Origin of the sequence: Pseudanabaena sp. lw0831 (genome assembly GCF_016584665.1) — a bacterium.
Classification (GTDB): domain Bacteria; phylum Cyanobacteriota; class Cyanobacteriia; order Pseudanabaenales; family Pseudanabaenaceae; genus Pseudanabaena.
In genome coordinates this window covers 16,257-37,514 of record NZ_BBJB01000006.1, presented here as the reverse complement: position 1 = coordinate 37,514, position 21,258 = coordinate 16,257, and the positions used below count along the sequence as shown (strand labels likewise).

Here is a 21,258-nt window from a genome sequence, read left to right as displayed (position 1 = left end):
GTCAAAGCGTTAAACTGAAGATTGTCCCTCAACTCGTGGTTATGGCAAGTTTTCTGTTAGAAGTTGGTACTGAAGAGCTACCTGCTAGCTTTATTGTTGACGCTTTGCGCCAATGGCAAGAGCGCATCCCCAAAAATTTAGATGAACACCAATTAACTACGAGTAAGGTCAATGTTTATGGTACGCCGCGCCGTCTTGCCGTATTAATCGAAGGCTTACCAATTCAACAAAGCGATCGCAATCTAGAAATTAAGGGGCCAGCGATCGGTTCAGCCTTTGTTAATGGCGATCCGCAAGGCGAACCAACCAAGGCTTTATTAGGTTTTGCCAATTCTAAAAGCCTAGATCTGAAAGATATTTTTATTAAAGAAACTGATAAGGGTGCATTTGTATTTGCCAATCAGCAAATTGTTGGTCGCGAGACTGCTGATATTTTGCAGGAATTAGCACCAACTTGGATTACAGGTTTAGAAGGTAAGCGCTTGATGCGTTGGGGTAATGGCGATCTCAAATTTCCCCGTCCGATTCGCTGGTTGGTGTCGTTATTTAATTCCAAGCTTTTGCCGATCGCTTTAGAAAATGTCCAAAGCGATCGCATTAGTCAGGGGCATCGAGTCCTGCATCCGCGATCGGTAATTATTGACACGGCGATAGATTATGTGGCGACTTTACGTGAAGCTTTTGTGGTTGTAGATGGCAACGAGCGCCAAAAGCATATAGTCACCCAAATTAATAGCATTGTGGAGTTATTTGGCGGTAAAGCCGAAATTCCTGATGATTTACTTGAAGAAGTTACTTATTTAGTGGAATTTCCCACAGCGCTAATTGGTGAGTTTGAACGGGAATATCTAGAACTGCCTCAACCTGTAATCAAGACCGAAATGGTTAGCCATCAGCGCTATTTCCCCGTACATTCACTTAAAAATCCCGATCGATTACTACCTCGCTTTATCACTATTTCCAATGGCGATCCCGATAAATCGCGTTTGATCGCGTCTGGGAATGGGCGTGTAATTAGGGCGCGGCTCTCCGATGGCAAGTTTTTCTACGATAGCGATCGCGCAGTGCATTTAGAAACTTTCTTGCCACTTTTAGAAAAAGTTACTTTTCAAGCCCAACTTGGCTCTGTTGCTGAAAAAGTAGCCAGAATTCGGGCGATCGCTAAAGTTGTAATTGCATCTATCGCTAATTTAGAAACCACTGAGGCTGATCAGGCGATCATAGATCGCACGGCTCAACTCGCTAAAGCCGATCTCGTTACCCAGATGGTCAAGGAATTTCCTGAGCTGCAAGGTCAAATGGGTTATTATTACGCACTCTCTAGCGAAGAACCGATTGCAGTCGCCACTGGCATTCGTGAGCATTATCAACCACGCGGCGCTAGTGACTCATTGCCAACTTCTTTGGCGGGTAAGATTGTGGCGATCAGCGATCGGATTGATACCCTCGTTGGTATTTTCGGTTTAGGGATTATTCCTACAGGCTCGTCTGACCCATTTGCGTTACGTCGCGCCGCTGCTGGAGTTGTTCAGATTGCTTGGGAAAGTGATTTTGCCCTCAATTTGCCTAAGTTATTGCAAGCAGCGATCGCAATTTACGCCGAAAAGAATTTGCTAGCAAAACCTGCGGAAACCGTTTTGGAGAATCTCTACAAATGGTTTAAGCAACGCTACGAGACAATTTTGGCAGATCAAGGGATTGAATACGATCTTGTTAATGCTGTCTCAGGTACTGAAGATCTCGCCTACACCTTGCAAGGGTTGGGCAATCTTACTCGCATCAAGGAACGCGCTCACTTCCTGCAAAAATCTCGCGAAGATGCGACACTCAGCGCCATCTATGAGCCAATTGTCAGAGCTTCTCGCCTCGCGGTTCAAGGTAATTTAGATAGTGTGACCGTTGATGTGAAGGCAATTATTAATCCTGCAACTTTAACTGAACCTGCGGAACAGGATTTATATCAAGCGATCGCCGCTTTGCCCAGTCAGCCTAGTGACGAGCAACTCATGGAAGGGATTATTGCGATCACGCCAGTTTTAGCGAAATTCTTTGATGAAGTGTTAGTCATGGCAGAAGATCCGCAGGTACGCCAAAACCGTCTCAATCTGCTCGGCATTATCCGCAACTACAGCCGCAAACTCGCAGACTTTAGCACCATCCTTAAATAAAGAGAAAGGGACGTATTACGTCCTTTTCTCTTTATTTAAGGATGCGCCAGTCATGTAAAACCGAAAAGAGAGTTACGGTGCGAAGCGCCGCAACTCTCTTTTCGGTTTTATATCTCACACTTGGCGATAGCCATAACAGATAATCATTGATTGAATTTTCATATCAAAAATGGGTATGTGATTACGTCTGTGGATGAGATTAGAAAAACTTATCAAAAAAATCAAAATACAAACGAAAACTCATCATTTTCCTAGGCTGCTAAAATGCTTGAAACTATTGCCTAGATAGGATTTAGGCTATTTAAATGGTCTTGAAAGCGATCGATAACTATCACCTATAACCAATGGTAGAAATAATAAGCTAGTTGTTCGCTTGGTTGCCAAGAACGATATGATGCGTGTTGATACCCTTGTGGGTGATTGAGATAAACGTAACTTGGCTGACTACCTTTAATTGGGTATAACTTCAAGACCTCGTTTATTTTTTTGGCTGCAATCTTTAAGAGGTTTATTACATACATGGCTACCTTCAAAGTAAGACTGATTAATGAAGCTGAAGGACTTGATAAAACTATCGAAGTTCCTTCTGATGAGTACATTCTTGATGTTGCCGAAGCTCAAGGCATCGATCTTCCTTACTCTTGCCGCGCTGGTGCTTGCTCTTCTTGTGCTGGTAAAATCGTTAAGGGTGAAGTCGATCAAGGCGATCAGTCCTTCTTGGATGATGAACAAATTGAAGCTGGCTACGCTCTCCTTTGCGTAACCTATGCTCAGTCTGATTGTGAAATCTTGACCCACCAAGAAGAAGCTCTCTACTAATCGCTTCTTTTCATAAATATTTTAAAAGCTCCGATCGCTAGTACTTTATGTGCAACGTTCGGAGTTTTTTAGTCTTTACCAAGTAATACCAATTCCCGAAAGCGATCACAATTCTAGGTATGAAAACCCTAAAATCGTTTTTGATGCAAGTCCGCCGTCGGCGGACTTGCATCAAAAACGATTTTTATAGTGAGAATTAAAGTGAATTGCGGCGCGAAAAGCTGCTATTCACGGTTTGGATTTATGACAACATCGATACAAGCTCAATCCAGTATGGATTTAAAATCCCCAAATAGGGCTGCCATTTTGAGGATTTGTATAAAGCACATTACGCAAGCTTTCGTGTGAGTGGTATTTTGGTGCTACATTTCTCAAAGCCTAAAAAGTCAAAACTGCAAAGAGGCATCACCAATTTTGTCTGGCAACGAAGAAGAAATTAACACGAAAACGCAGGAATCACAATCCACTGGACAGTCTGCTAAGCGATCTCTACTGAACATCGCTACGATTGTCGCGATCGCCACGTTACTGAGCAAAATATTTGGATTACTGCGTCAAGTGGCGATCGCAGCCGCTTTTGGTAACGGTACTGCCTACGGCGCTTATAACTTTGCCTACGTGATTCCAGGCTTCTTGCTGATCTTACTGGGCGGCATTAATGGACCTTTTCATAGTGCGATCATTAGTGTTTTAGCTAAACGAGATCGTAAAGAAGTCGCAGCAATCATCGATAGCATCACCACCATCGTTACAGGGATTTTATTGCTGGTGAGTATCGCTCTAGTGATTTTTGCCGAACCATTGATGCATCTGGTTGCGCCTGGGTTATTTGTCCCAGAAGCAGATTTACTCGTAAAAGGAATTACCCCTGAAACTATTCAGAACCTGAAGATCACTAAAGATATTGCGATCGAGCAGTTTCGGATCATGGCTCCAATGGCAGTTTTGGCTGGGCTAGTGGGGATCGGGTTTGGAGCGCTGAATGCTGCTGATGCTTACTGGTTGCCATCGGTCAGCCCTATATTTTCTAGCTTGACAGTGCTCATTGGCATCGGCGGCTTGTTTTGGACTATGGGCAGCAAAATGTTGTTGCCAGAAAATGCGGTATTGGGCGGTGAAGTGCTTGCTTGGGCAACTCTAGCTGGGGCAGTTTTGCAATGGCTGGTGCAACTACCTGTTCAGCTTAAAGCTGGCATGGGCGGATTTAAGCTGCGATTTGACTTTCAGCGTCCTGAGGTCAAAGAAGTCTTAAAAATTATGATCCCCGCAACTTTTTCATCGGGGATGCTGCAAATTAATGTCTGGACAGATTTATTTTTTGCTTCTTTCATCCCTAATGCGGCGGCAGCGGTGTCAGCGATGGGTTATGCAGGGCTATTAGTACAAACGCCTCTGGGGATTTTGTCGAATGTAATCTTAGTCCCTTTGTTTCCAGTACTTTCTAAGCTAACCGATCCCGAAAATTGGGGAGAACTGAAACAACGTATTCGTCAAGGCTTAATGCTCACGGCGCTTACGATGTTGCCGATCAGTGCGGTAATGGTAGCATTGGCTTTGCCAATATCTCAGGTGGTTTATGAGCGCTATGCTTTTGATGCTGAGGCTTCACAGTTAACATCTGTAGTTTTGATGGCTTATGCGGTGGGCATGTTTGTGTATTTAGGGCGCGATGTGTTGGTGCGAGTATTTTATGCACTCGGCGATGGCGATACACCTTTTAAGATCAGCGTTGTTAGCATTTTCTTGAATGGACTATTTGATTATTTATTAGTCCAAAGATTTGGCGCGGCAGGAATTGTTTTGGCGACGGTTTCTGTGAATGTGCTCTCCATGTTTGCAATGATTTACTTCCTCGATCGCCGCCTGAATGGGATGCCACTAAAAAGTTGGAGCATAACCATCTTAGGTTTGATAATCGCCAGTGCGATCGCTGGTGGAGCAAGCTGGGGCGTTTATCATTTACTCAGTCAGAGTTTTGACAGTTTCGGCACTGTGGCAAAATTTGGAGCAAAGCTAGGAGGTTTAGCGATCGCTAGTGCGGTCGGGTTCGCTATTTTTGGTGCGATCGCTGTCCAAATGAAAATCCCTGAGATCAAAGCTTTAACCAATCAAATCAAGCGTCGCTTTTCGCGTTAACTATAAAACCCAAAGAAGATAATTCGCCAGCGAAGCTAGCGAATTATCTTCTTTGGGTTTTGATTTTTCCAAGGCACTTAGGACTAACTAACAGTTACCGAACTAATTGCCATCGCATCAGAGATATAACAAACTCCACCAAACTTTTTGGTAACTGGCTTGAGTTTCTCGACCAGCAATTTGGTTTTGTCTTCCAAAAAGAAAGCAATCACATAGTCGTTCTCCAGCATACTCATATCAAGATCGCCTGAATTAGTACCACTGACTCCTTTACCCACGACATTCCGAATTACTGTGTAGTTCAAAACCCCAACTTTTTCTAACACCTTGATAATCTTGTGCGACTCAACAGAATCAGATACAATTTCGATTCTTTTAACAGCTTGCATGATTTTATTTTTACTAAATTCTTACTAAAGTTTTTTACCGATCATCAAAATTACTGACGACGCTTTGCGTCGTCAGTACCTTTTAAGTAGTTACCCAAAACAAATTAATCACGTACATATATAAAGGAATTCCCACAATAATATTGAAAGGGAATGTAACAGCCAAAGCCGTCGAAACATAGAGGCTAGGATTAGCTTCTGGCACAGTCAGACGCATGGCAGCGGGTACGGCAATATATGAGGCACTGGCACATAGCACTGCAAACAACAGCGCGTCTCCCTGAGACATAGAAATTAATTTGGCGATCGCAATGCCAACACCCGAATTCAAGATTGGCATCAAAATCGCAAAAGCGATTAAGAAAATGCCTGTTTTTTGTAAATCTTTAATTCTTTTGGCGGCGACTAGCCCCATATCCATCAGGAAGAAAGTCAACACACCATAAAACATGTCTTGAGTAAAAGGCGACAATACATGCCAGCCTCTTTCACCAGTCAAACAACCAATAATCAAGCTACCAACTAGCAAAAATACCGAGCTGTTTAAAAAAGCTTCACGTAATACTTCTGACCATGCAAATTCGCTAGTTTCTCCTTTGTTCGCTTTTTCTGCGGCAGTAAATAGGCTAACTAGGATCAGTCCCACAATAATTGCAGGAGACTCCATCAGCGCCAATGCTGCGACCATATAGCCATCAAAAGCAATACCTAACTGGTTCAAAAATGAACTCGCGGTGATAAAGGTAACAGCACTGATCGAGCCATAAGTTGCTGCGATCGCGGCGGCGTTGTAAGCGTCAAGCTTGATCTTAAGAATAAAGAATGAGTACACAGGGACAATGCAAGCCATCAGGATCGCGGCAAGCATGGTCAGAATTACTGCTTGACTAATTCCACTTTTGACGAGTTCGACACCACCCTTAAATCCGATCGCCAGCAGTAGATATAGCGAGAATAATTTCGGGATTGGCGGCGGGATTTCTAAATCTGATTTAATCAACACCGCTAACATGCCCAGAAAAAAGAACAGGATTGGCGGGTTAAGCACATTAGAAACAATTAGGTCTAAATCCATTTGGACAGATCCATTAAAAATAAAAGGATTTTTTTAAAACAATTCGTACATCATGACAGTCTACAGAATTGTATGGCGATCGCCATCGGAAATACGTTATGAGAAACACACCCTTGTATCAAAACAAAAAGACTAAAGAGTGCCGCTTTTAGTCTTTTTGCTTTGATAACATAGAGCAAAGTATTGTTTTTGGGAGAATATGAAATGACAGCGATCGCACCTCCCCCTATCAAACAACAGGAAAACTTAGCAGATTCACGATCCCAGCAACTCATCACTGATCAGTGGATTAGTGCAACTTGGGACGAGTTTGTCCAGATTCTCGAAAATCCTCAGTATGCAGAATCTCGCTGCTATTACGACAAAAATCAAATTAAGCAAATGAGGATCGAAACTATGCCCGTTGGGTCGGAACATGCTGATGACAATACGCTCATCATCTTTGCGATTAGTTTGTACTGCACATTAAAAAATATTCCTGCTAGAGGTTTGACCAATTGCAGCTATGTCAAAATAGGCTTTCAAGGATGCCAGCCAGATATTTCGTACTACGTTGGTGAAGTCGCAGCCCGCGCACCTCGCAGCAGTTCCATCGTCAGTCTTGACGAATCACCAGTACCAAATTTGGTGATTGAAATATCTAGCTCCACGATCAACGACGATCTAGGCAAAAAACGATTACTTTATGAACAATTAGGAATTAGTGAGTATTGGGTGGTTGATGTCCAAGAAGTGAAAATTATTGCCTTAGAAATGTTGGAAAACGGTGGCAGTCGGCAAATCACTGCTTCTAAATTATTAGGTGGACTAGCGATCGCTGATCTCGAAGCCGCCCTAAAACTCAGCCGCGAGAAATCTCAATCTGAAGTTGGGGCATGGCTCTTACAAAAATATAGCCATAATCAATAAGAGGCCGTCCTTTCGTGACTGACTCTTATTGATATTCAAAAGTTTAGATAGGTATTTTAAATCAGACGCTATACTATGTTTAGCCATCAAGCTGCCTAATATTTTCTGATCAGTTGCTTAGCTACTTTTTTCAGCAAATATATAGCGAACTCTACAAATATTCATAGTTGGAAAAATGAGCGAACCAACTCCCTACGACAAATTAGGAGTCAATGACGAAGCCTCCTTTGAAGAAGTGCGCGATGCACGCGATCGCCTATTGCGCGAAAATGAGGGGGATGAGTCTCAACAAGAAATGATCGAGGTTGCTTACGATTCCATCCTCATGGATCGTTTACGCGCCCGAAAAGAAGGCAAGATTGCCGTACCCGATCGCATTCGTTATCCTGAACGTCTATCTGCGGCGATCCCTGCTTCGCTCCAAAATAATACACAGCGTCGCGCCCCATCTTGGTTGTCGAGACTATTGGACAGCCCAAGCAAAAAAGACATTTATATTTCGCTGGGAATTTTTACGGGACTTGGAGCAGTTAGCTTTTTTGTCCCTGCTGTCACTACTACATGGCTATCATTGGGTTTAATTGCCAGTGTTATTTTGCTAACCCGCAAAGAAAATCGCTTTGGACGTGCTCTGCTGATCTCCCTATCAGGAATTACAGTCGGTGTATTATTAGCAACTTTAACTAATCAAGTTTTAGTAATATCTCGCTTGGTAGGAAGTGGATTTTTTCCTAGCCCAATCCAGACAGTAATTATCTTGTTGGTGATGTGGCTACATGCTTGTTTCTTGCGCTAGAGCTATACAAAAAACAAAAATGATGGGGCGGGCTTTGCCCGCCCCATCATTTTTAGAGGGATAAATCAAACATGAGCCTAGGTAATGCAATTTTTGGGATCGCACAACTTAATCCAGTAATTGGTGACTTGGTCGGCAACTGCGATCGCATATTAGCTGCTGTTAAGAGATTAGCTGAGCAAGGGGCGCAGCTAGTGCTCACACCTGAGTTATCACTTTGTGGCTATCCACCTCGTGACTTGTTGATGAATCATCAATTTGTGCGCGATATGGAAACTGCGATCTCCGATCTTGCTACTCAACTTCCGCCTGATGTTGCAGTACTGGTAGGTACTGTATCGGTAAACCCTCATGCTAACCAAGCAGGAGGAAAACCCCTATTTAATAGTGCGGCTCTATTGCAAGGTGGCAAAGTTCAGCAAATTTTCCACAAGCGATTGTTGCCAACCTATGACGTATTTGATGAAGATCGTTATTTTGCGGTGGGGAATGGGAGCCAAGTTTTTACGCTAAATCTGAAGGGGGGAACATCTCTAAATGTAGGTGTCACCATTTGCGAAGATATTTGGAATGACGAGACATTTTGGGGCAAGCGTAGTTATGCTGATGATCCTGTTGCTGAACTAGCTGAGAATCACGAATTAGATTTGCTGCTCAATTTATCGGCTTCACCCTATGCGGTTGGTAAGCAGAAGTTGCGTGAAGCGATGTTGAGTCATAGTGCGCTTATGCATGACTTGCCATTGCTTTATGCCAATCAGGTTGGGGCAAATGACGATCTGATTTTTGATGGGCGGAGTATGGCTTTTAATCGCCATGGCGAAATAATTGCGCTTAGTAATGGTTTTGAGGAAGATTTATTGATTTTGCGTTTAGATGGAGTGGGGCTTAGCCCCACTCCATCTAAATACGAAAGTGCCGATGCGGAAATTTTTGCGGCTCTGGTGCTTGGTGTGCGTGACTATGTACAGAAATGTCGATTTCGTCAGGTGGTGATTGGTTTGAGTGGCGGTATCGATTCGGCTCTGGTGGCGGCGATCGCGGCTGAGGCGATTGGTAAAGAGAATGTACTGGGTGTGCTGATGCCTTCGACCTACAGTTCTGCGCATTCGATTACCGATGCGATCGCCCTCTCTCATAATTTAGGAATCTCTACGCAAACAATTCCGATTCAACCAATGATGGAAGCCTTTGACTCTAGTCTTGCCAATCTATTTGCGGGGCAAACTAGTGATGTCACTGAAGAGAATTTGCAGTCGAGGATTCGCGGTAGTCTGCTGATGGCAATCTCTAACAAGTTTGGACATTTACTCCTTTCTACAGGCAACAAATCAGAAGTTTCGGTGGGCTACTGCACGCTTTATGGTGATATGAATGGTGGTCTTGCTGCGATCGCTGACGTACCAAAAACACGAGTGTTTTCCATCTGTGAATGGCTAAATCGTACTAGTTCCCATTTATCAATTAAGCAAGGGAATACAGAAGTGATTCCCCTGAATATTATTACTAAGCCGCCTAGTGCCGAACTCAAGCCCGATCAACTGGATCAAGATTCTCTTCCTCCCTATGACATCCTTGATGATATTTTGCACAAGCTGATTAATCAACATCTCGCTGCCGCAGAAATTATGGCAACAGGTCACGATCCAGCGATCGTCGATCGCGTAGTGCGGTTGGTCAAAATCGCGGAATTTAAACGCCGCCAAGCTGCCCCAGGTTTGAAAATCACCGATCGCGCTTTTGGTTCAGGCTGGAGAATGCCGATCGCTAGTAAAGTTACGTCATTATAGGCTTTTGAGATTTTTGAGAAGTACACACTTCTCAAAAATCATTTTGGATTGCTCTTTGCTATCGATTTCAAAGAAATTGTTGACATCTCTATCTGTGGGAGTAATACCAATCCTCAAAAGTGCGTCTACATTTTTGAGGATTGAAACCCATGCCCAGTAAGGCTTTAGAACCCTCAAAATGGCAACGCCATTTTGAGGGTTGGTATAAGGAGTCTCAAACAGGAATATTGATAAAGATATACAATGTAAGGCTCAGGCTATTGCACCTAACGATTGATTTGTATATTTATTCCTTCCAGCTCTTTGCGATTAAGCTTGAACCAGTAAATTTTTCAACAGTGTTGCGAAGTAACACTGTTGAAAAATTTATTGAGCTTTGTTTGATTGTAAACAGCTATAAGGAATGGGTTCTTAATCTCTCAGATTGTTTCTATAAAAGTATTTGTAAAGCAAATTACATCGCTTTGCCTAGGGCAAAAGTGAAAAGTTTAATTTGATATTCGTTATATTGGGCTTAACCAAATGTATACAGTTTTAGAAGCGATCGCTACAGCGAACCCACCTTATAAACTAACACAGGCCGAAGCTGCGGACTTTATGTTAAAGACAGAAAGTTTATCAGCTTCCATTAGAAAAAGAATTCCAGCAATTTATGCAAATTCAGGAATCGATTATCGCTTTAGCTGTATTTCAGACTATGGTGGCGATCTCCAAAATTTTGAATTATATCCTCATAATTGGGAACTCACGCCTACCCCAACTACCTTTAGCCGTAATCAAAAATATGAAGTCTATGCGCCAAAAATTGCTTTGCAAGCAGCACAACAAGCGATCTCTGAAGCCGAAAACCTTAATGCTCAAGACATCACCCATTTAATCGTCGTTAGTTGTACTGGCTTTTCTGCCCCTGGCTTAGATATTCACCTAATCAAGCATTTGGGACTTTCCTATAGTGTTTCGCGCACGATGATTGGCTTTATGGGCTGTCATGCAGCTTTTAATGGACTCAGAACTGCTCATGCCATCTGTCAAAGCGATCGCCAAGCTAAAGTTCTCTTAGTTTGCGTTGAGCTATGTTCATTGCATTTTCAAGTCGCTGACACCTTAGAGAATACAATTATCAATGCCATTTTTTCCGATGGAGCTGCTGCCGCGATTTTGACTTCGAGTCCATTTGCTCAAGCGGAAGGAAAGCTGGCTTATACCGATGGATATAGTTTGCTGATCGAAAACACTGAAGAACTAATGAATTGGACAATCGGTGATACTGGTTTTTTGATGGGCTTATCACCGAGGGTTCCTGATGTAGTAGTATCGCATCTACCTGATTATTTGCAAGCTTTCTTAAAGCAACATCATCTCACGACCAATGATCTGGATTTTTGGGCAATTCATCCAGGGGGAAGAAAGATTATTGAAAATATTCAATCAGCTTGTGAACTTAGCGATCGCATGGTGTCTGATTCCTTTGAGGTCTTGCGCCGTTATGGCAATATGAGTTCGCCAACGATTCTATTTATCCTCAAACAGATTTTAGATAAGCATCAATCAAGAGCAGATACTCCGTTTCAAAATGGGATTGCCTTAGCCTTTGGTCCCGGGCTATCGATTGAAGGTTGTCTATTTCAAAAAGTCTAAGTGTATAAAACCCTAAAAACTTTACCGCTCGCGCAGCAGGCGGTAAAGTTTTTAGGGTTTTTCCAAGCTACTTCATTATCAATCTACACAATTAGGAACATATATGCCTTCATTCCAAATCCGTACTAATCAAGATGAATTGATGGATGATTTCTCAATTCAGGATGAACGCCTCACCGATGCATTGGAACAACTTCGTCCGATCAATCAACTATTTGGCGGATATGCCACTACGATGGAAGTTCTCTCGCCTTTTCTAAAAGCGCGATCGCAATCAAATCAAATCACCCGCATTCTCGATATTGGCACTGGTATCGGCGATTTCCCTGAATACATCGTGCGTTGGGCTGCGGCTCAATCTCCTGCAATTAATGTAGAGATTGTGGCGATCGATGCTAATCCTGTCACTGTGGATTATGCCCGTGAAGCTTTAAAAAAGCGATTGCCAGCAGATCTGCAAACAAAAATTAAAGTGGAAGTTGCAGATGCTTTGGCTCTACCCTATGCTGACCATGAGTTTGATATTGCGATCGCCGCGATGTTTTTGCATCACTTTGCCCATGAGAATGCAGTCCAAATTGTGCGATCAATGCAGCGAATCTCGAAGCATGGCATTCTGATTAATGATTTACATCGTCATCCATTTGCCTATTATGGAATCTATGCGCTTACAAGGCTATTGCCAGCAGTGCAAATGGTTCGCAATGATGCACCACTTTCAGTTTTGCGCGGATTCAAATCCTCTGAATTAAAAAGTATCGCTGAATCCGCAGGATTAATTAATTTCTTGCTCAAATGGCGCTATGCCTTTCGCTGGGTACTTAACACAATAAGTGTTTCGGGGAGGTAATACACCTCGAAAGCCCGAAGTGCTTGATGGGCAATGTTTTTAGCATCGGAGGTCTTCAATGTCTGACATATCTGTCCTTAAAAGCTTTGAGCCATTTATCATGTTTGACTTCCCCGAAACCCCTATAGAGCCTAAAACTTTTGCCTTTCAATATACAAGAGGCGATCGCCAACTAAACATCATCTAAACGCAGTCTAAACGGCTAAATCTTTGCCAAGCTTAGAATCTAGATGCTAGTAAGCAAGAGCGGTCTAAACGCAAAGATATACCTTGTCAAGTGGAGGAAATGGATCGATGATTTGACTGTTAGGAATGGTTTCCTGATAGTTTTATCGACTCAAAAGGAAAAATCTCCACCATGCTACAGGGATGGATACAAATTGGACTGACACTGGTGCTGATTGTGGCGATCGCTCCGATCTTTGGCGGCTACATTGCACGAGTGTTTCTAGGACAAAAGACAATATTGGACTCAGTTTTAAACCCATTCGAGAGGTTGCTTTTTAACCTCAGTGGAGTTAAGCCTGAAACGCAGATGACAGGATGGCAATATGCTCGTGCTGTCTTGTACAGTAGTTTAGCCATGTCAATACTGGTATTCTCGCTGATCATGTTTCAGGGAGCTTTACCGTTCAACCCAACGGCTCTGAGCGCCCCAACTTGGGATACAGCGCTCCATACCACGATTTCATTTATTACGAATACCGATCAACAGCATTATTCAGGTGAAACCACGCTTAGCTATGCTTCGCAGACGCTGGGACTTGGTTTCATGTTTTTTACCTCCGCAGCAACAGGGCTTGCCGTGGGAATCGCCTTTATTCGCGGTTTAACAGGGCGATCGCTAGGCAATTTCTACGTTGATCTAACCAAATCAATTACTCGGATTCTGTTACCAATCAGTATTATCGGCACGATCGCCTTTATTGCCGCAGGTGTTCCTGAGACTTTAGCGGGACCAGTGGTTGTCCCGACTTTAGAAGATCCGAATATCAGTCAGGCGATCGCCCTTGGACCTGTCGCCCATTTCGAGTTCATCAAACAACTAGGTGAAAATGGCGGTGGATTTTATGCAATTAACTCCGCCCATCCCTTTGAGAATCCCAGTGGTTTCTCTAATCTGCTTCAGACTTTGGCGATGGTTGCGATTCCTACAGCGCTAATTCATACTTATGGAATAATTGCTAATAACCGCAAACAAGCTTGGTTATTGTTTGGCATGGTGTTTATTCTCTATGTTGCTTTCATTATCGTTACAGGAATAGGCGAATATCAGGGTAATCCCCTTGTGAATTCTTTACTTGGTTCACAAAGTCCCAACTTAGAGGGTAAAGAAGTTAGATTTGGTTGGGCGCAGTCGGCTCTGTTTGCAGTGACAACAACTGGAACGATGACGGGAGCCGTTAACTCTCTCCACGACTCGTTTATGCCAAACGGTGGTTTTATAACTCTATCCAATCTCTTTCTGCAAATTATTTGGGGTGGACAAGGCACAGGAACCGCTTATCTATTTGCCTACTCGATTTTGGCAGTATTTGTAACTGGGCTGATGGTTGGCAGAACTCCAGAATTTCTAGGTCGCAAGATCGAGAAGAATGAAGTGGTCTTAACCAGTTTCTTGATTCTGCTTATTCACCCAATTGTGATTCTCATCCCTGCGGCGATCGCTTTAGCATTCCCAGATCAATTAGCAGGGATTAGTAACCCTGGGTTTCATGGAATTTCTCAAGTAGTTTATGAATATGCCTCGGCTGCGGCAAATAATGGTTCTGGCTTTGAAGGTTTAGCCGATAGCCAACCCGCCGCAACAGGACTCTGGTGGAATCTCAGTACCTGCGTTAGTTTGTTAGGTGGTCGTTTCATACCAATTACGGCTTTGCTGTTATTAGCCGATGGAATGTCCCGCAAGCAACCAGTTGCCATGACCACAGGTACGCTTCGCACCGATACAGTTCTATTTACCTCTGTCACCGCAGGCGTGATTTTGGTGATGGGTTCATTAACTTTCTTTCCCGTGCTTGCATTAGGTCCAATTGCCGAAGCATTTCTGATCGCTAGAGGCGGCTAAAATCTATTAAATTTATGAACAACAATACAACCAGTAATTTGTCATCTCAAAAGAAACGCGAACTTGGCAGCACTCGCGAGTCCCGCAGACACACCCCTAAAGTGTCAATGGATGGAATGTTTCAACGAGCAGTTCGGGATGCCTTTGTCAAACTCGATCCCCGCATTGCTGTCCGTAATCCTGTCATGTTTATGGTTTGGGTCGGTACGATTGTCACTTTACTCGTTACTATCGATCCCAATCTATTTGGCACTGTTCAAGCTAATGCCAATCAAGAACGCATTCTCAATGGTTCGATTACTGTAATTCTCTTTTTTACAGTATTATTCGCCAACTTTGCCGAGGCGATCGCTGAGGGACGCGGTAAAGCTCAAGCGGACTCATTACGCACTACTCGATCTGATACGATCGCTCGTAAAGTCTTGCCTGATGGTTCAATTCAAGAAACCAGTTCCACAGAATTGCGCCGTGGTGACTTGGTAAAAGTGAAAATCGGCGAACTAGTTCCTTCCGATGGTGAAGTAATTGCTGGCATAGCTTCAGTCGATGAATCCGCAATTACAGGAGAATCGGCTCCAGTCCTCAAACAACCAGGAACGGATATTTCCAGTTCGGTTACAGGTGGTACTCGCGTAGTTTCCGATGAATTGACGATTAAGATTTCGGCTGATCCTGGGCAAGGATTTATCGATCGCATGATCGCCCTTGTGGAAGGAGCCGAACGCTCGAAAACACCTAACGAAATTGCTTTGACGGTTCTGCTGACCGTACTAACACAGGTGTTTTTAATCGTCGTGGCTACGATGACCCCGATCGCTAATTATGTAAATACTCCCACAACCATCGCGATTTTAATCTCCTTATTAGTGGCGCTAATTCCCACTACGATTGGCGGTTTATTGAGTGCGATCGGCATTGCGGGTATGGATCGGGTCGCACAGTTTAATGTGATTGCCACCTCTGGTCGCGCCGTTGAAGCTTGTGGTGACATCAACACACTGGTTCTCGACAAAACTGGCACGATTACTCTCGGCAATCGCTTAGCCGAAGAGTTTATTCCTGTCAATGGTCATAGCCTCGCTGAAACCGCCACTGTTGCACTTGCCGCCAGTATCTTTGATGAAACTCCTGAAGGTCGCTCTATCGTGCAGTTAGCTGAACAATCAGGAGCCGTGATTAAATTCGATCGCGATCAAGCCAAAGGCGTTGACTTCTCCGCCCGTACTCGCATGAGTGGCACTGATTTACCTGATAATGTTGAAGTTCGGAAAGGAGCTATTGATTCAATCAGAGGCTTTGTGCGATCGCGATCGGGTGAAATCCCCCCAGAATTTGAAGCCGCCTATGAGAAAGTCTCTAAGCTGGGCGGAACCCCATTGGGCTTGAGTTTAGGAGGTGATTTGCATGGTGTGATCTATCTCAAAGATATTGTCAAGCCAGGATTACGCGAACGATTCGACCAACTAAGGCGGATGGGTGTTCGCACGATTATGCTTACGGGTGACAACCAAATTACGGCTTCTGTAATTGCTGAAGAAGCAGGTGTCGATGATTTTATTGCCGAGGCAACTCCCGAAGATAAAATCGAAGTAATTCGCAGTGAACAGGCTCAAGGTAAATTAGTTGCAATGACTGGTGACGGCACGAATGACGCTCCTGCATTGGCTCAAGCAAATGTCGGTGTCGCGATGAACTCAGGCACACAAGCCGCTAAAGAAGCCGCAAATATGGTGGATTTGGATAGCGATCCGACTAAGTTGATTGATTTAGTCGCGATCGGTAAGCAATTACTGATTACACGAGGCGCGTTGACTACTTTCTCCATCGCTAACGACATCGCCAAATACTTCGCGATCATTCCCACGATCTTCGCCGCCGCAGGTATTGGTGCATTGAATGTGATGGGTCTCAAAAGTCCCCAATCGGCAATTCTCTCGGCACTAATTTATAATGCCTTAATCATTCCTGCTTTAATTCCACTTGCTCTCAAAGGCGTAAAATTCCGACCTCTCACTGCCGATCAACTCTTGCAGCGCAATATTCTGCTTTACGGTTTGGGTGGCGTAATTGCTCCATTTATTGCAATTAAATTCATTGATATTTTGCTACCCATCATTTGATCGCGGATTAAACGGATGATTGGATTTCACGGATTTTCTTGATCCTCTCTAAAAATCTGTATCTAAAAATCCGCGCAATCCTTGAATCCGTCTAATCTGTGATTCTGACTTTTTATTTCCCAATCACCATGAAAAAAACTCTCCCCAATGTTTTCAGCGATTTTTCTATCGAAGACCTGAAAGGGCTTTGGCAACTCTCAATCAAAAAGAAATATCCAAAATATCTATTTCTCTTGCTCTGCTTTAATTTGATTGTTGCTCCCGCCGTCTATGCAGCCAATGCTGATAGCTTTACGCGCACGCAGGCTTACGCATTAGGACTACTAGGAATCGTCACAGTCGGCTTCTCGATTTATCTATTTGTCGTCATGTTTCAACCAGAGAAATTTTAAATTAATTACGAATTACTAATTAACCAAAATCTATGAACGAAATCATCAAAGCCATCCGCGCTACCCTAGTTCTTTGGGTACTAGTCGCCGTGATTTATCCTGCGGGAGCGCTAGCGATCGCGCAATTACCATTTCTCTCAAATCAAGCTAAAGGAAGTTTGATCCGTAATGCTCAAGGACAAGTAGTCGGTTCGGCGCTGATCGGACAACCATTTACCAGCGACAAATATTTCAACAGCCGCCCCAGCACCTCTAGCTACAGTACCGCCGATCCCAAGAAAGATGATGCTGGCATTCTCAAGACAGGCGTTTCAGGCGCAAGCAATCTCGCACCGAGCAATCCTGCACTCTTAGATCGAATTAAGGGCACTAAAGATCCCGATCCAACCAAACAAATTAAAGGAGAATTAAACCGTCTTCAAGAAGCGGGGATACCTCCAGTCGCGGATCTAGTCTATACCTCTGGCTCAAGTCTCGATCCACACATTGCGCCTGAAGCCGCAAAAGCTCAAATCCAAAGAGTAGCCCTAGCCCGCAAAGTTGAACCTAGCAAGCTAGAATCACTCATTCAACAAAATACTGATGGGCGTTTTCTAGGCATCTTTGGCGAAGATGGTGTAAATGTCTTGAAGTTAAATTTAGCTTTAGATTCTTTGTGATTTCGATAAGCTATACCAACCATACAAATTGTGGCGAAGTAGATAGCTGTCGCTTCGACTTCGCTCAGCTATTGTTCACTCAGTACCACTAAAAGCAAGGTATAGCCACTCAAACCATCCAAAAATATGTCATACACAAACTATAAAAGAGTTGATGAAGTACTGGGAGAGTTCGATATCAACTACTCTGAACAAAACTTTATTCAAATGATGGAAATACCAGTTTTAGAATACTTTGAAGCTGAGATCAAATTGACGCTGAGTGAAAGCGTGTATAGAAACTCGGAATCTGCTCTCTGTGAGTCCTTAATCTATCCCACACTCAGAGAAGTCTGGAAACTATACAAAAAAGATTTGCTTTTATGGAGCCATCAACCACTTAATTATGGAGATAATCGTTTCGTAGTTCCAGATTATTTGATTGCCAAGCGATCGCCTATGGGCAACATCTTTTTAGAGAAACCTAGACTCATCATTATTGGGGTCAAACGTGAGAGCTTTGAAGACGCTTGGATTGATTGCATTTCTGACATGATGGCTGCGCGTAGAGCTAATCAGACATCTAAAAACGAAACAAATTTCGCCCCTGTTTTTGGAATTGTATCTAACGGCATAATTTGGGAATTTGCTATACTTGACACCAACTATTTTGTAAAAGAAATTACCATCCACACCATCCAAAATCTAAAACTGCTTTTTACAGCAATTGGCTATATGTTTGAGCAATCTAAATTAGCGATCGCGACACTATGATTAAAGCTCATCGGCGCGGTAAGCATAAAATATTTATCGGCATGAGTCCAGGTGTCGGTAAAACCTATCGGATGCTAGAGGAAGGGCATCGCCTACGTTCTGAAGGAATTGATGTGGTTATTGGTTTATTAGAAACCCATAATCGCGTAGAAACTGTGGAAAAAGCAATCGGCTTAGAACTAATCCCACGCCAACAGATTAAGATGGAATCAGTAACTCTCACGGAGATGGATACTAATGCGATCATCAAGCGACAGCCACAATTAGCTCTAGTAGACGAATTAGCTCATACCAACGTCCCAAATGCAGAGCGCGAAAAACGCTATCAAGATGTGGAAATCTTGCTCGAAGCAGGAATTGATGTCTATTCCACTGTAAATATTCAACATATTGAGAGCCTTAATGATACCGTAGCAAAAATTACGGGAGTGATCGTGCGCGAACGCATTCCCGATCACGTTTTAGAAGCTGCCGATGAACTGGTGGTGGTTGATGTTACGCCTGAAACTCTTCAGGAACGTCTGCGTGACGGCAAAATATACGCACCTGAGAAGATCGATCAATCTCTGAACAACTTTTTTCAGCGTCGCCATTTGATTGCTTTGCGAGAATTAGCCCTGCGGGAAATTGCGGATAACATCGAGGATGATCTAGAAGCCCATGAACAGTCAGGTTATTCTACAAATCTCATTTGCAATATTCACGAACGAGTTTTGGTTTGTGTTTCCACTTATCCTAATTCTCTTCAATTGCTACGCCGAGGAGCAAGGATATCAAGCTATATGCACGCGCAACTTTATGTTCTATTTGTTGATGATCCCGATCGCTTTTTAACCAAAACCGAAAGTCTACATATTGAAACCTGTGAGCGTCTGTGCAAAGAGTTTGCAGGCACTTTTATTCGAGTGCGAAATAGTCAGCCTTTAGATGCGATCGTGGATACGGCAAAAAATTATCGAGTTACGCAAATTGTGATGGGTGAAAGCCAGAAGTCACGCTGGCAAATCTTGTTTAAGGGATCGCTCACGCAAAGGATTTTACGAGTACTCAAAAATGTGGATATTCACATTATTTCAACTAGTAAAGCAGGATCTGTCGATAATCCTTGAATTTATAAACCTTCGACATCAGGAGCAGCAGCAATTTTGTAGACTAGGATAACTTTGGCTTGGGAATAAGGTGGGAGATGCAAATTCCAATTGCAAAAACCGTTGAGATCGGGTTGGATGCGATCGCTGGTTTCATCCTGCACTACTTCAATTTTTACCTTCTCCAATTCTGAGACAGGCATTCGCTCAGTCATGGTGATTTTTCTAGCTTCATCGCCAATATTTGAGAGAAAGATACTTACAGTGTTGGTAATTGTATTCCATTGGGTGAGATGATTCTTTTCTCGTTTTTGTGACTGGGTGCGCTGGACACGCATATTTGCATCAGTTCCCCAACCAAGGGCAAATTTTTCTTGGGGAGCGATAAAAGATACAGTTGTTCGCCCGACATATTCTGTAGACCGCACTAGATCGACGGGGCCAGCTAAAATTGGCAATGTGGAATTATTAGTGTGTTCACTTTTGAGAACGACTTGCAAAGCTATTTCGGGTATAAGCACATACTCAATCTTAGCTAAGGATTGAAATTGAAATAATGGCACACGATAGGGATTGCCATTGGAGGGAATATTCGCTTTTTTAGGGGCGCGGAGAGTTCTCACTTCTCCGCCATCATCAACCCCAGGTAAATCGATCGCATCTGGTATTGCTCCTCCACCTAGCCCCGTCGTTTTAACCGTTTGATCGCGCATTTCTACGGCAATCTTCTTAGCTTTTTCGCGGATATTCAGCCAATCATCGGTAAGTAAAGGTGGCTCAGTGCCAAGGGACGCACGAGCGGTGGAAAAGACTAAATCCACATTTAGCCAGTCTTCGCCTGTGTTTTGCCAAACGCAACCATCGGTACGGAAGGTTAATTGCGAATTTTCTCCCGTTTGCTTATCTCTCATCTGTAACTGGGCTTGATGATAGGGTCGCCAGAAGGCATTGGGAACGACATAATCAAAAGCTAGTTCATATTCACCAGTTTCCGCGATCGCTAAATCCGCTTCGAGATGCGCTGTGAAAATCTGATCGGGTCTAGCTTCAGCTTGAATACGGCTCACCAGCCGCTCGATCGCAGATTTCAACTTCGCCTGTGCATGGTAAGTATTGAGGATTTCGCTACGAGCTTCCCGCATTTTTTGAAATAGTGGCTGTAATTGCGATCGCCATGCCATGGGATCGACTTGTCCCCAAGCAGCGTCAATGGGGAGCTCTTGCAAAGCTTTCCCCAAAATTATGCCGATTTGTTGAAACTGGTCTTCGAGTTGTTGGCGATCTTCAGTGAGGACATTGTATTGATCGAATTGCGATCGCCATTCAAGCATTAACTCTTCTAACAAACCTGAGCGATCGGATTCCTTAATTAACATCCGTCGGCGAACACGTACATCGTTTACTCTTGCACCAGATATGCGATCGCTAAATTCGGCACGAAGGGACTTATCAGAGAGAATGGGCGCAACTTTAGCAACATGAACTCGCCAAAGTCCTGATGTTAAAGTTACCTTCGCCATGCGTTGAACTTGAGCGCGATCTTCGAGTAGTGTCACGGTAGTAACAGGAGCATTTAGATCTAGGGTCTGAATTTCGGTTGATATCATG

19 protein-coding genes are annotated in these 21,258 nt (G+C 43.5%); 16 read left to right on the top strand and 3 right to left on the bottom strand.

All coding sequences use genetic code 11. The annotated features are described in order from the left end of the window. Nucleotides 1-41: 41 nt before the first annotated feature. From glyS to murJ, 3 genes are all read left to right on the top strand, one after another. Nucleotides 42-2,168 carry a glycine--tRNA ligase subunit beta gene (glyS, locus tag APA_RS01535; protein WP_201320564.1) on the top strand — a complete coding sequence of 709 codons (2,127 nt, stop codon included), beginning with the start codon at nucleotides 42-44 and terminating at the stop codon, nucleotides 2,166-2,168. 519 nt (nucleotides 2,169-2,687) lie between these two features. Beyond that, nucleotides 2,688-2,987: a 2Fe-2S iron-sulfur cluster-binding protein gene (locus APA_RS01530; protein ID WP_201320563.1), complete on the top strand. Its 300-nt coding sequence runs from the start codon at nucleotides 2,688-2,690 to the stop codon at nucleotides 2,985-2,987. A 414-nt stretch (nucleotides 2,988-3,401) separates the two neighbouring features. After that, nucleotides 3,402-5,123, top strand: a complete 1,722-nt coding sequence (murJ, locus tag APA_RS01525) for a murein biosynthesis integral membrane protein MurJ (protein ID WP_201320562.1) — start codon at nucleotides 3,402-3,404, stop codon at nucleotides 5,121-5,123. Nucleotides 5,124-5,206: 83 nt separating this feature from the next. On the opposite strand, the gene APA_RS01520 is transcribed toward murJ, so the two are convergent. After that, nucleotides 5,207-5,512, bottom strand: coding sequence for a P-II family nitrogen regulator (locus APA_RS01520; RefSeq protein ID WP_201320561.1), 306 nt, complete (start codon nucleotides 5,510-5,512; stop codon nucleotides 5,207-5,209). A gap of 82 nt (nucleotides 5,513-5,594) precedes the next feature. After that, nucleotides 5,595-6,587 (bottom strand): sodium-dependent bicarbonate transport family permease, encoded by a 993-nt coding sequence (locus APA_RS01515; protein WP_201320560.1) that lies wholly within the window; start codon nucleotides 6,585-6,587, stop codon nucleotides 5,595-5,597. A 204-nt stretch (nucleotides 6,588-6,791) separates the two neighbouring features. Between APA_RS01515 and APA_RS01510 the strand changes: the two genes are divergently transcribed. From APA_RS01510 to APA_RS01455, 13 genes are all read left to right on the top strand, one after another. Continuing rightward, complete coding sequence (locus APA_RS01510; RefSeq protein WP_201320559.1) at nucleotides 6,792-7,496, top strand: Uma2 family endonuclease; 705 nt, start codon at nucleotides 6,792-6,794, stop codon at nucleotides 7,494-7,496. 175 nt (nucleotides 7,497-7,671) lie between these two features. Beyond that, nucleotides 7,672-8,292 (top strand): CPP1-like family protein, encoded by a 621-nt coding sequence (locus tag APA_RS01505; protein ID WP_201320558.1) that lies wholly within the window; start codon nucleotides 7,672-7,674, stop codon nucleotides 8,290-8,292. A gap of 71 nt (nucleotides 8,293-8,363) precedes the next feature. Further along, entirely contained in the window at nucleotides 8,364-10,082 is a 1,719-nt protein-coding gene (locus APA_RS01500) for an NAD+ synthase (RefSeq protein WP_201320557.1), read from the top strand. Nucleotides 10,083-10,231: 149 nt separating this feature from the next. Beyond that, entirely contained in the window at nucleotides 10,232-10,579 is a 348-nt protein-coding gene (locus APA_RS01495; protein WP_201320556.1) for a hypothetical protein, read from the top strand. Between the two features lie 25 nt (nucleotides 10,580-10,604). Continuing rightward, on the top strand, nucleotides 10,605-11,720 hold the full coding sequence (locus tag APA_RS01490; protein WP_201320555.1) for a type III polyketide synthase: 1,116 nt from the start codon (nucleotides 10,605-10,607) through the stop codon (nucleotides 11,718-11,720). A gap of 103 nt (nucleotides 11,721-11,823) precedes the next feature. Then, nucleotides 11,824-12,570: a methyltransferase domain-containing protein gene (locus tag APA_RS01485; protein WP_201320554.1), complete on the top strand. Its 747-nt coding sequence runs from the start codon at nucleotides 11,824-11,826 to the stop codon at nucleotides 12,568-12,570. A 58-nt stretch (nucleotides 12,571-12,628) separates the two neighbouring features. Beyond that, complete coding sequence (locus tag APA_RS25395) at nucleotides 12,629-12,757, top strand: hypothetical protein (protein WP_268961847.1); 129 nt, start codon at nucleotides 12,629-12,631, stop codon at nucleotides 12,755-12,757. A gap of 171 nt (nucleotides 12,758-12,928) precedes the next feature. Next, nucleotides 12,929-14,638, top strand: coding sequence for a potassium-transporting ATPase subunit KdpA (gene kdpA, locus APA_RS01480; protein ID WP_201320553.1), 1,710 nt, complete (start codon nucleotides 12,929-12,931; stop codon nucleotides 14,636-14,638). Between the two features lie 14 nt (nucleotides 14,639-14,652). After that, on the top strand, nucleotides 14,653-16,758 hold the full coding sequence (gene kdpB, locus APA_RS01475; protein WP_201320552.1) for a potassium-transporting ATPase subunit KdpB: 2,106 nt from the start codon (nucleotides 14,653-14,655) through the stop codon (nucleotides 16,756-16,758). Nucleotides 16,759-16,886: 128 nt separating this feature from the next. Beyond that, entirely contained in the window at nucleotides 16,887-17,150 is a 264-nt protein-coding gene (locus APA_RS01470; protein ID WP_201320551.1) for a potassium-transporting ATPase subunit F, read from the top strand. A 32-nt stretch (nucleotides 17,151-17,182) separates the two neighbouring features. Then, entirely contained in the window at nucleotides 17,183-17,809 is a 627-nt protein-coding gene (kdpC, locus tag APA_RS01465; protein ID WP_201320550.1) for a K(+)-transporting ATPase subunit C, read from the top strand. A 126-nt stretch (nucleotides 17,810-17,935) separates the two neighbouring features. Next, nucleotides 17,936-18,562, top strand: a complete 627-nt coding sequence (locus tag APA_RS01460; protein ID WP_201320549.1) for a hypothetical protein — start codon at nucleotides 17,936-17,938, stop codon at nucleotides 18,560-18,562. After that, on the top strand, nucleotides 18,559-19,671 hold the full coding sequence (locus APA_RS01455; protein ID WP_201320548.1) for a universal stress protein: 1,113 nt from the start codon (nucleotides 18,559-18,561) through the stop codon (nucleotides 19,669-19,671). The genes APA_RS01460 and APA_RS01455 overlap by 4 nt, the downstream gene beginning before the upstream one ends. A gap of 2 nt (nucleotides 19,672-19,673) precedes the next feature. Here APA_RS01455 and APA_RS01450 read toward each other — a convergent pair whose 3' ends face one another. Continuing rightward, the gene (locus APA_RS01450; RefSeq protein ID WP_201320547.1) at nucleotides 19,674-21,257 is read right to left on the bottom strand and encodes a mucoidy inhibitor MuiA family protein; all 1,584 of its coding nucleotides are present in this window, start codon (nucleotides 21,255-21,257) and stop codon (nucleotides 19,674-19,676) included. Nucleotide 21,258: the final 1 nt, after the last annotated feature.

Excerpts from the sequence above, each read along its gene's own strand:
- APA_RS01455 (WP_201320548.1), top strand. The coding sequence starts at position 18,559 with ATGATTAAAGCTCATCGGCGCGGTAAGCATAAAATATTTATCGGCATG.
- APA_RS01505 (WP_201320558.1), top strand. The coding sequence starts at position 7,672 with ATGAGCGAACCAACTCCCTACGACAAATTAGGAGTCAATGACGAAGCC.
- APA_RS01500 (WP_201320557.1), top strand. The coding sequence starts at position 8,364 with ATGAGCCTAGGTAATGCAATTTTTGGGATCGCACAACTTAATCCAGTA.
- APA_RS01460 (WP_201320549.1), top strand. The coding sequence starts at position 17,936 with ATGTCATACACAAACTATAAAAGAGTTGATGAAGTACTGGGAGAGTTC.
- APA_RS01485 (WP_201320554.1), top strand. The coding sequence starts at position 11,824 with ATGCCTTCATTCCAAATCCGTACTAATCAAGATGAATTGATGGATGAT.
- APA_RS01490 (WP_201320555.1), top strand. The coding sequence starts at position 10,605 with ATGTATACAGTTTTAGAAGCGATCGCTACAGCGAACCCACCTTATAAA.
- APA_RS01515 (WP_201320560.1), bottom strand. The coding sequence starts at position 6,587 with ATGGATTTAGACCTAATTGTTTCTAATGTGCTTAACCCGCCAATCCTG.
- kdpA (WP_201320553.1), top strand. The coding sequence starts at position 12,929 with ATGCTACAGGGATGGATACAAATTGGACTGACACTGGTGCTGATTGTG.
- kdpB (WP_201320552.1), top strand. The coding sequence starts at position 14,653 with ATGAACAACAATACAACCAGTAATTTGTCATCTCAAAAGAAACGCGAA.
- glyS (WP_201320564.1), top strand. The coding sequence starts at position 42 with ATGGCAAGTTTTCTGTTAGAAGTTGGTACTGAAGAGCTACCTGCTAGC.
- APA_RS01510 (WP_201320559.1), top strand. The coding sequence starts at position 6,792 with ATGACAGCGATCGCACCTCCCCCTATCAAACAACAGGAAAACTTAGCA.
- APA_RS01470 (WP_201320551.1), top strand. The coding sequence starts at position 16,887 with ATGAAAAAAACTCTCCCCAATGTTTTCAGCGATTTTTCTATCGAAGAC.
- APA_RS01450 (WP_201320547.1), bottom strand. The coding sequence starts at position 21,257 with ATGATATCAACCGAAATTCAGACCCTAGATCTAAATGCTCCTGTTACT.
- kdpC (WP_201320550.1), top strand. The coding sequence starts at position 17,183 with ATGAACGAAATCATCAAAGCCATCCGCGCTACCCTAGTTCTTTGGGTA.
- APA_RS01530 (WP_201320563.1), top strand. The coding sequence starts at position 2,688 with ATGGCTACCTTCAAAGTAAGACTGATTAATGAAGCTGAAGGACTTGAT.
- APA_RS25395 (WP_268961847.1), top strand. The coding sequence starts at position 12,629 with ATGTCTGACATATCTGTCCTTAAAAGCTTTGAGCCATTTATCATGTTT.
- APA_RS01520 (WP_201320561.1), bottom strand. The coding sequence starts at position 5,512 with ATGCAAGCTGTTAAAAGAATCGAAATTGTATCTGATTCTGTTGAGTCG.
- APA_RS01495 (WP_201320556.1), top strand. The coding sequence starts at position 10,232 with ATGCCCAGTAAGGCTTTAGAACCCTCAAAATGGCAACGCCATTTTGAG.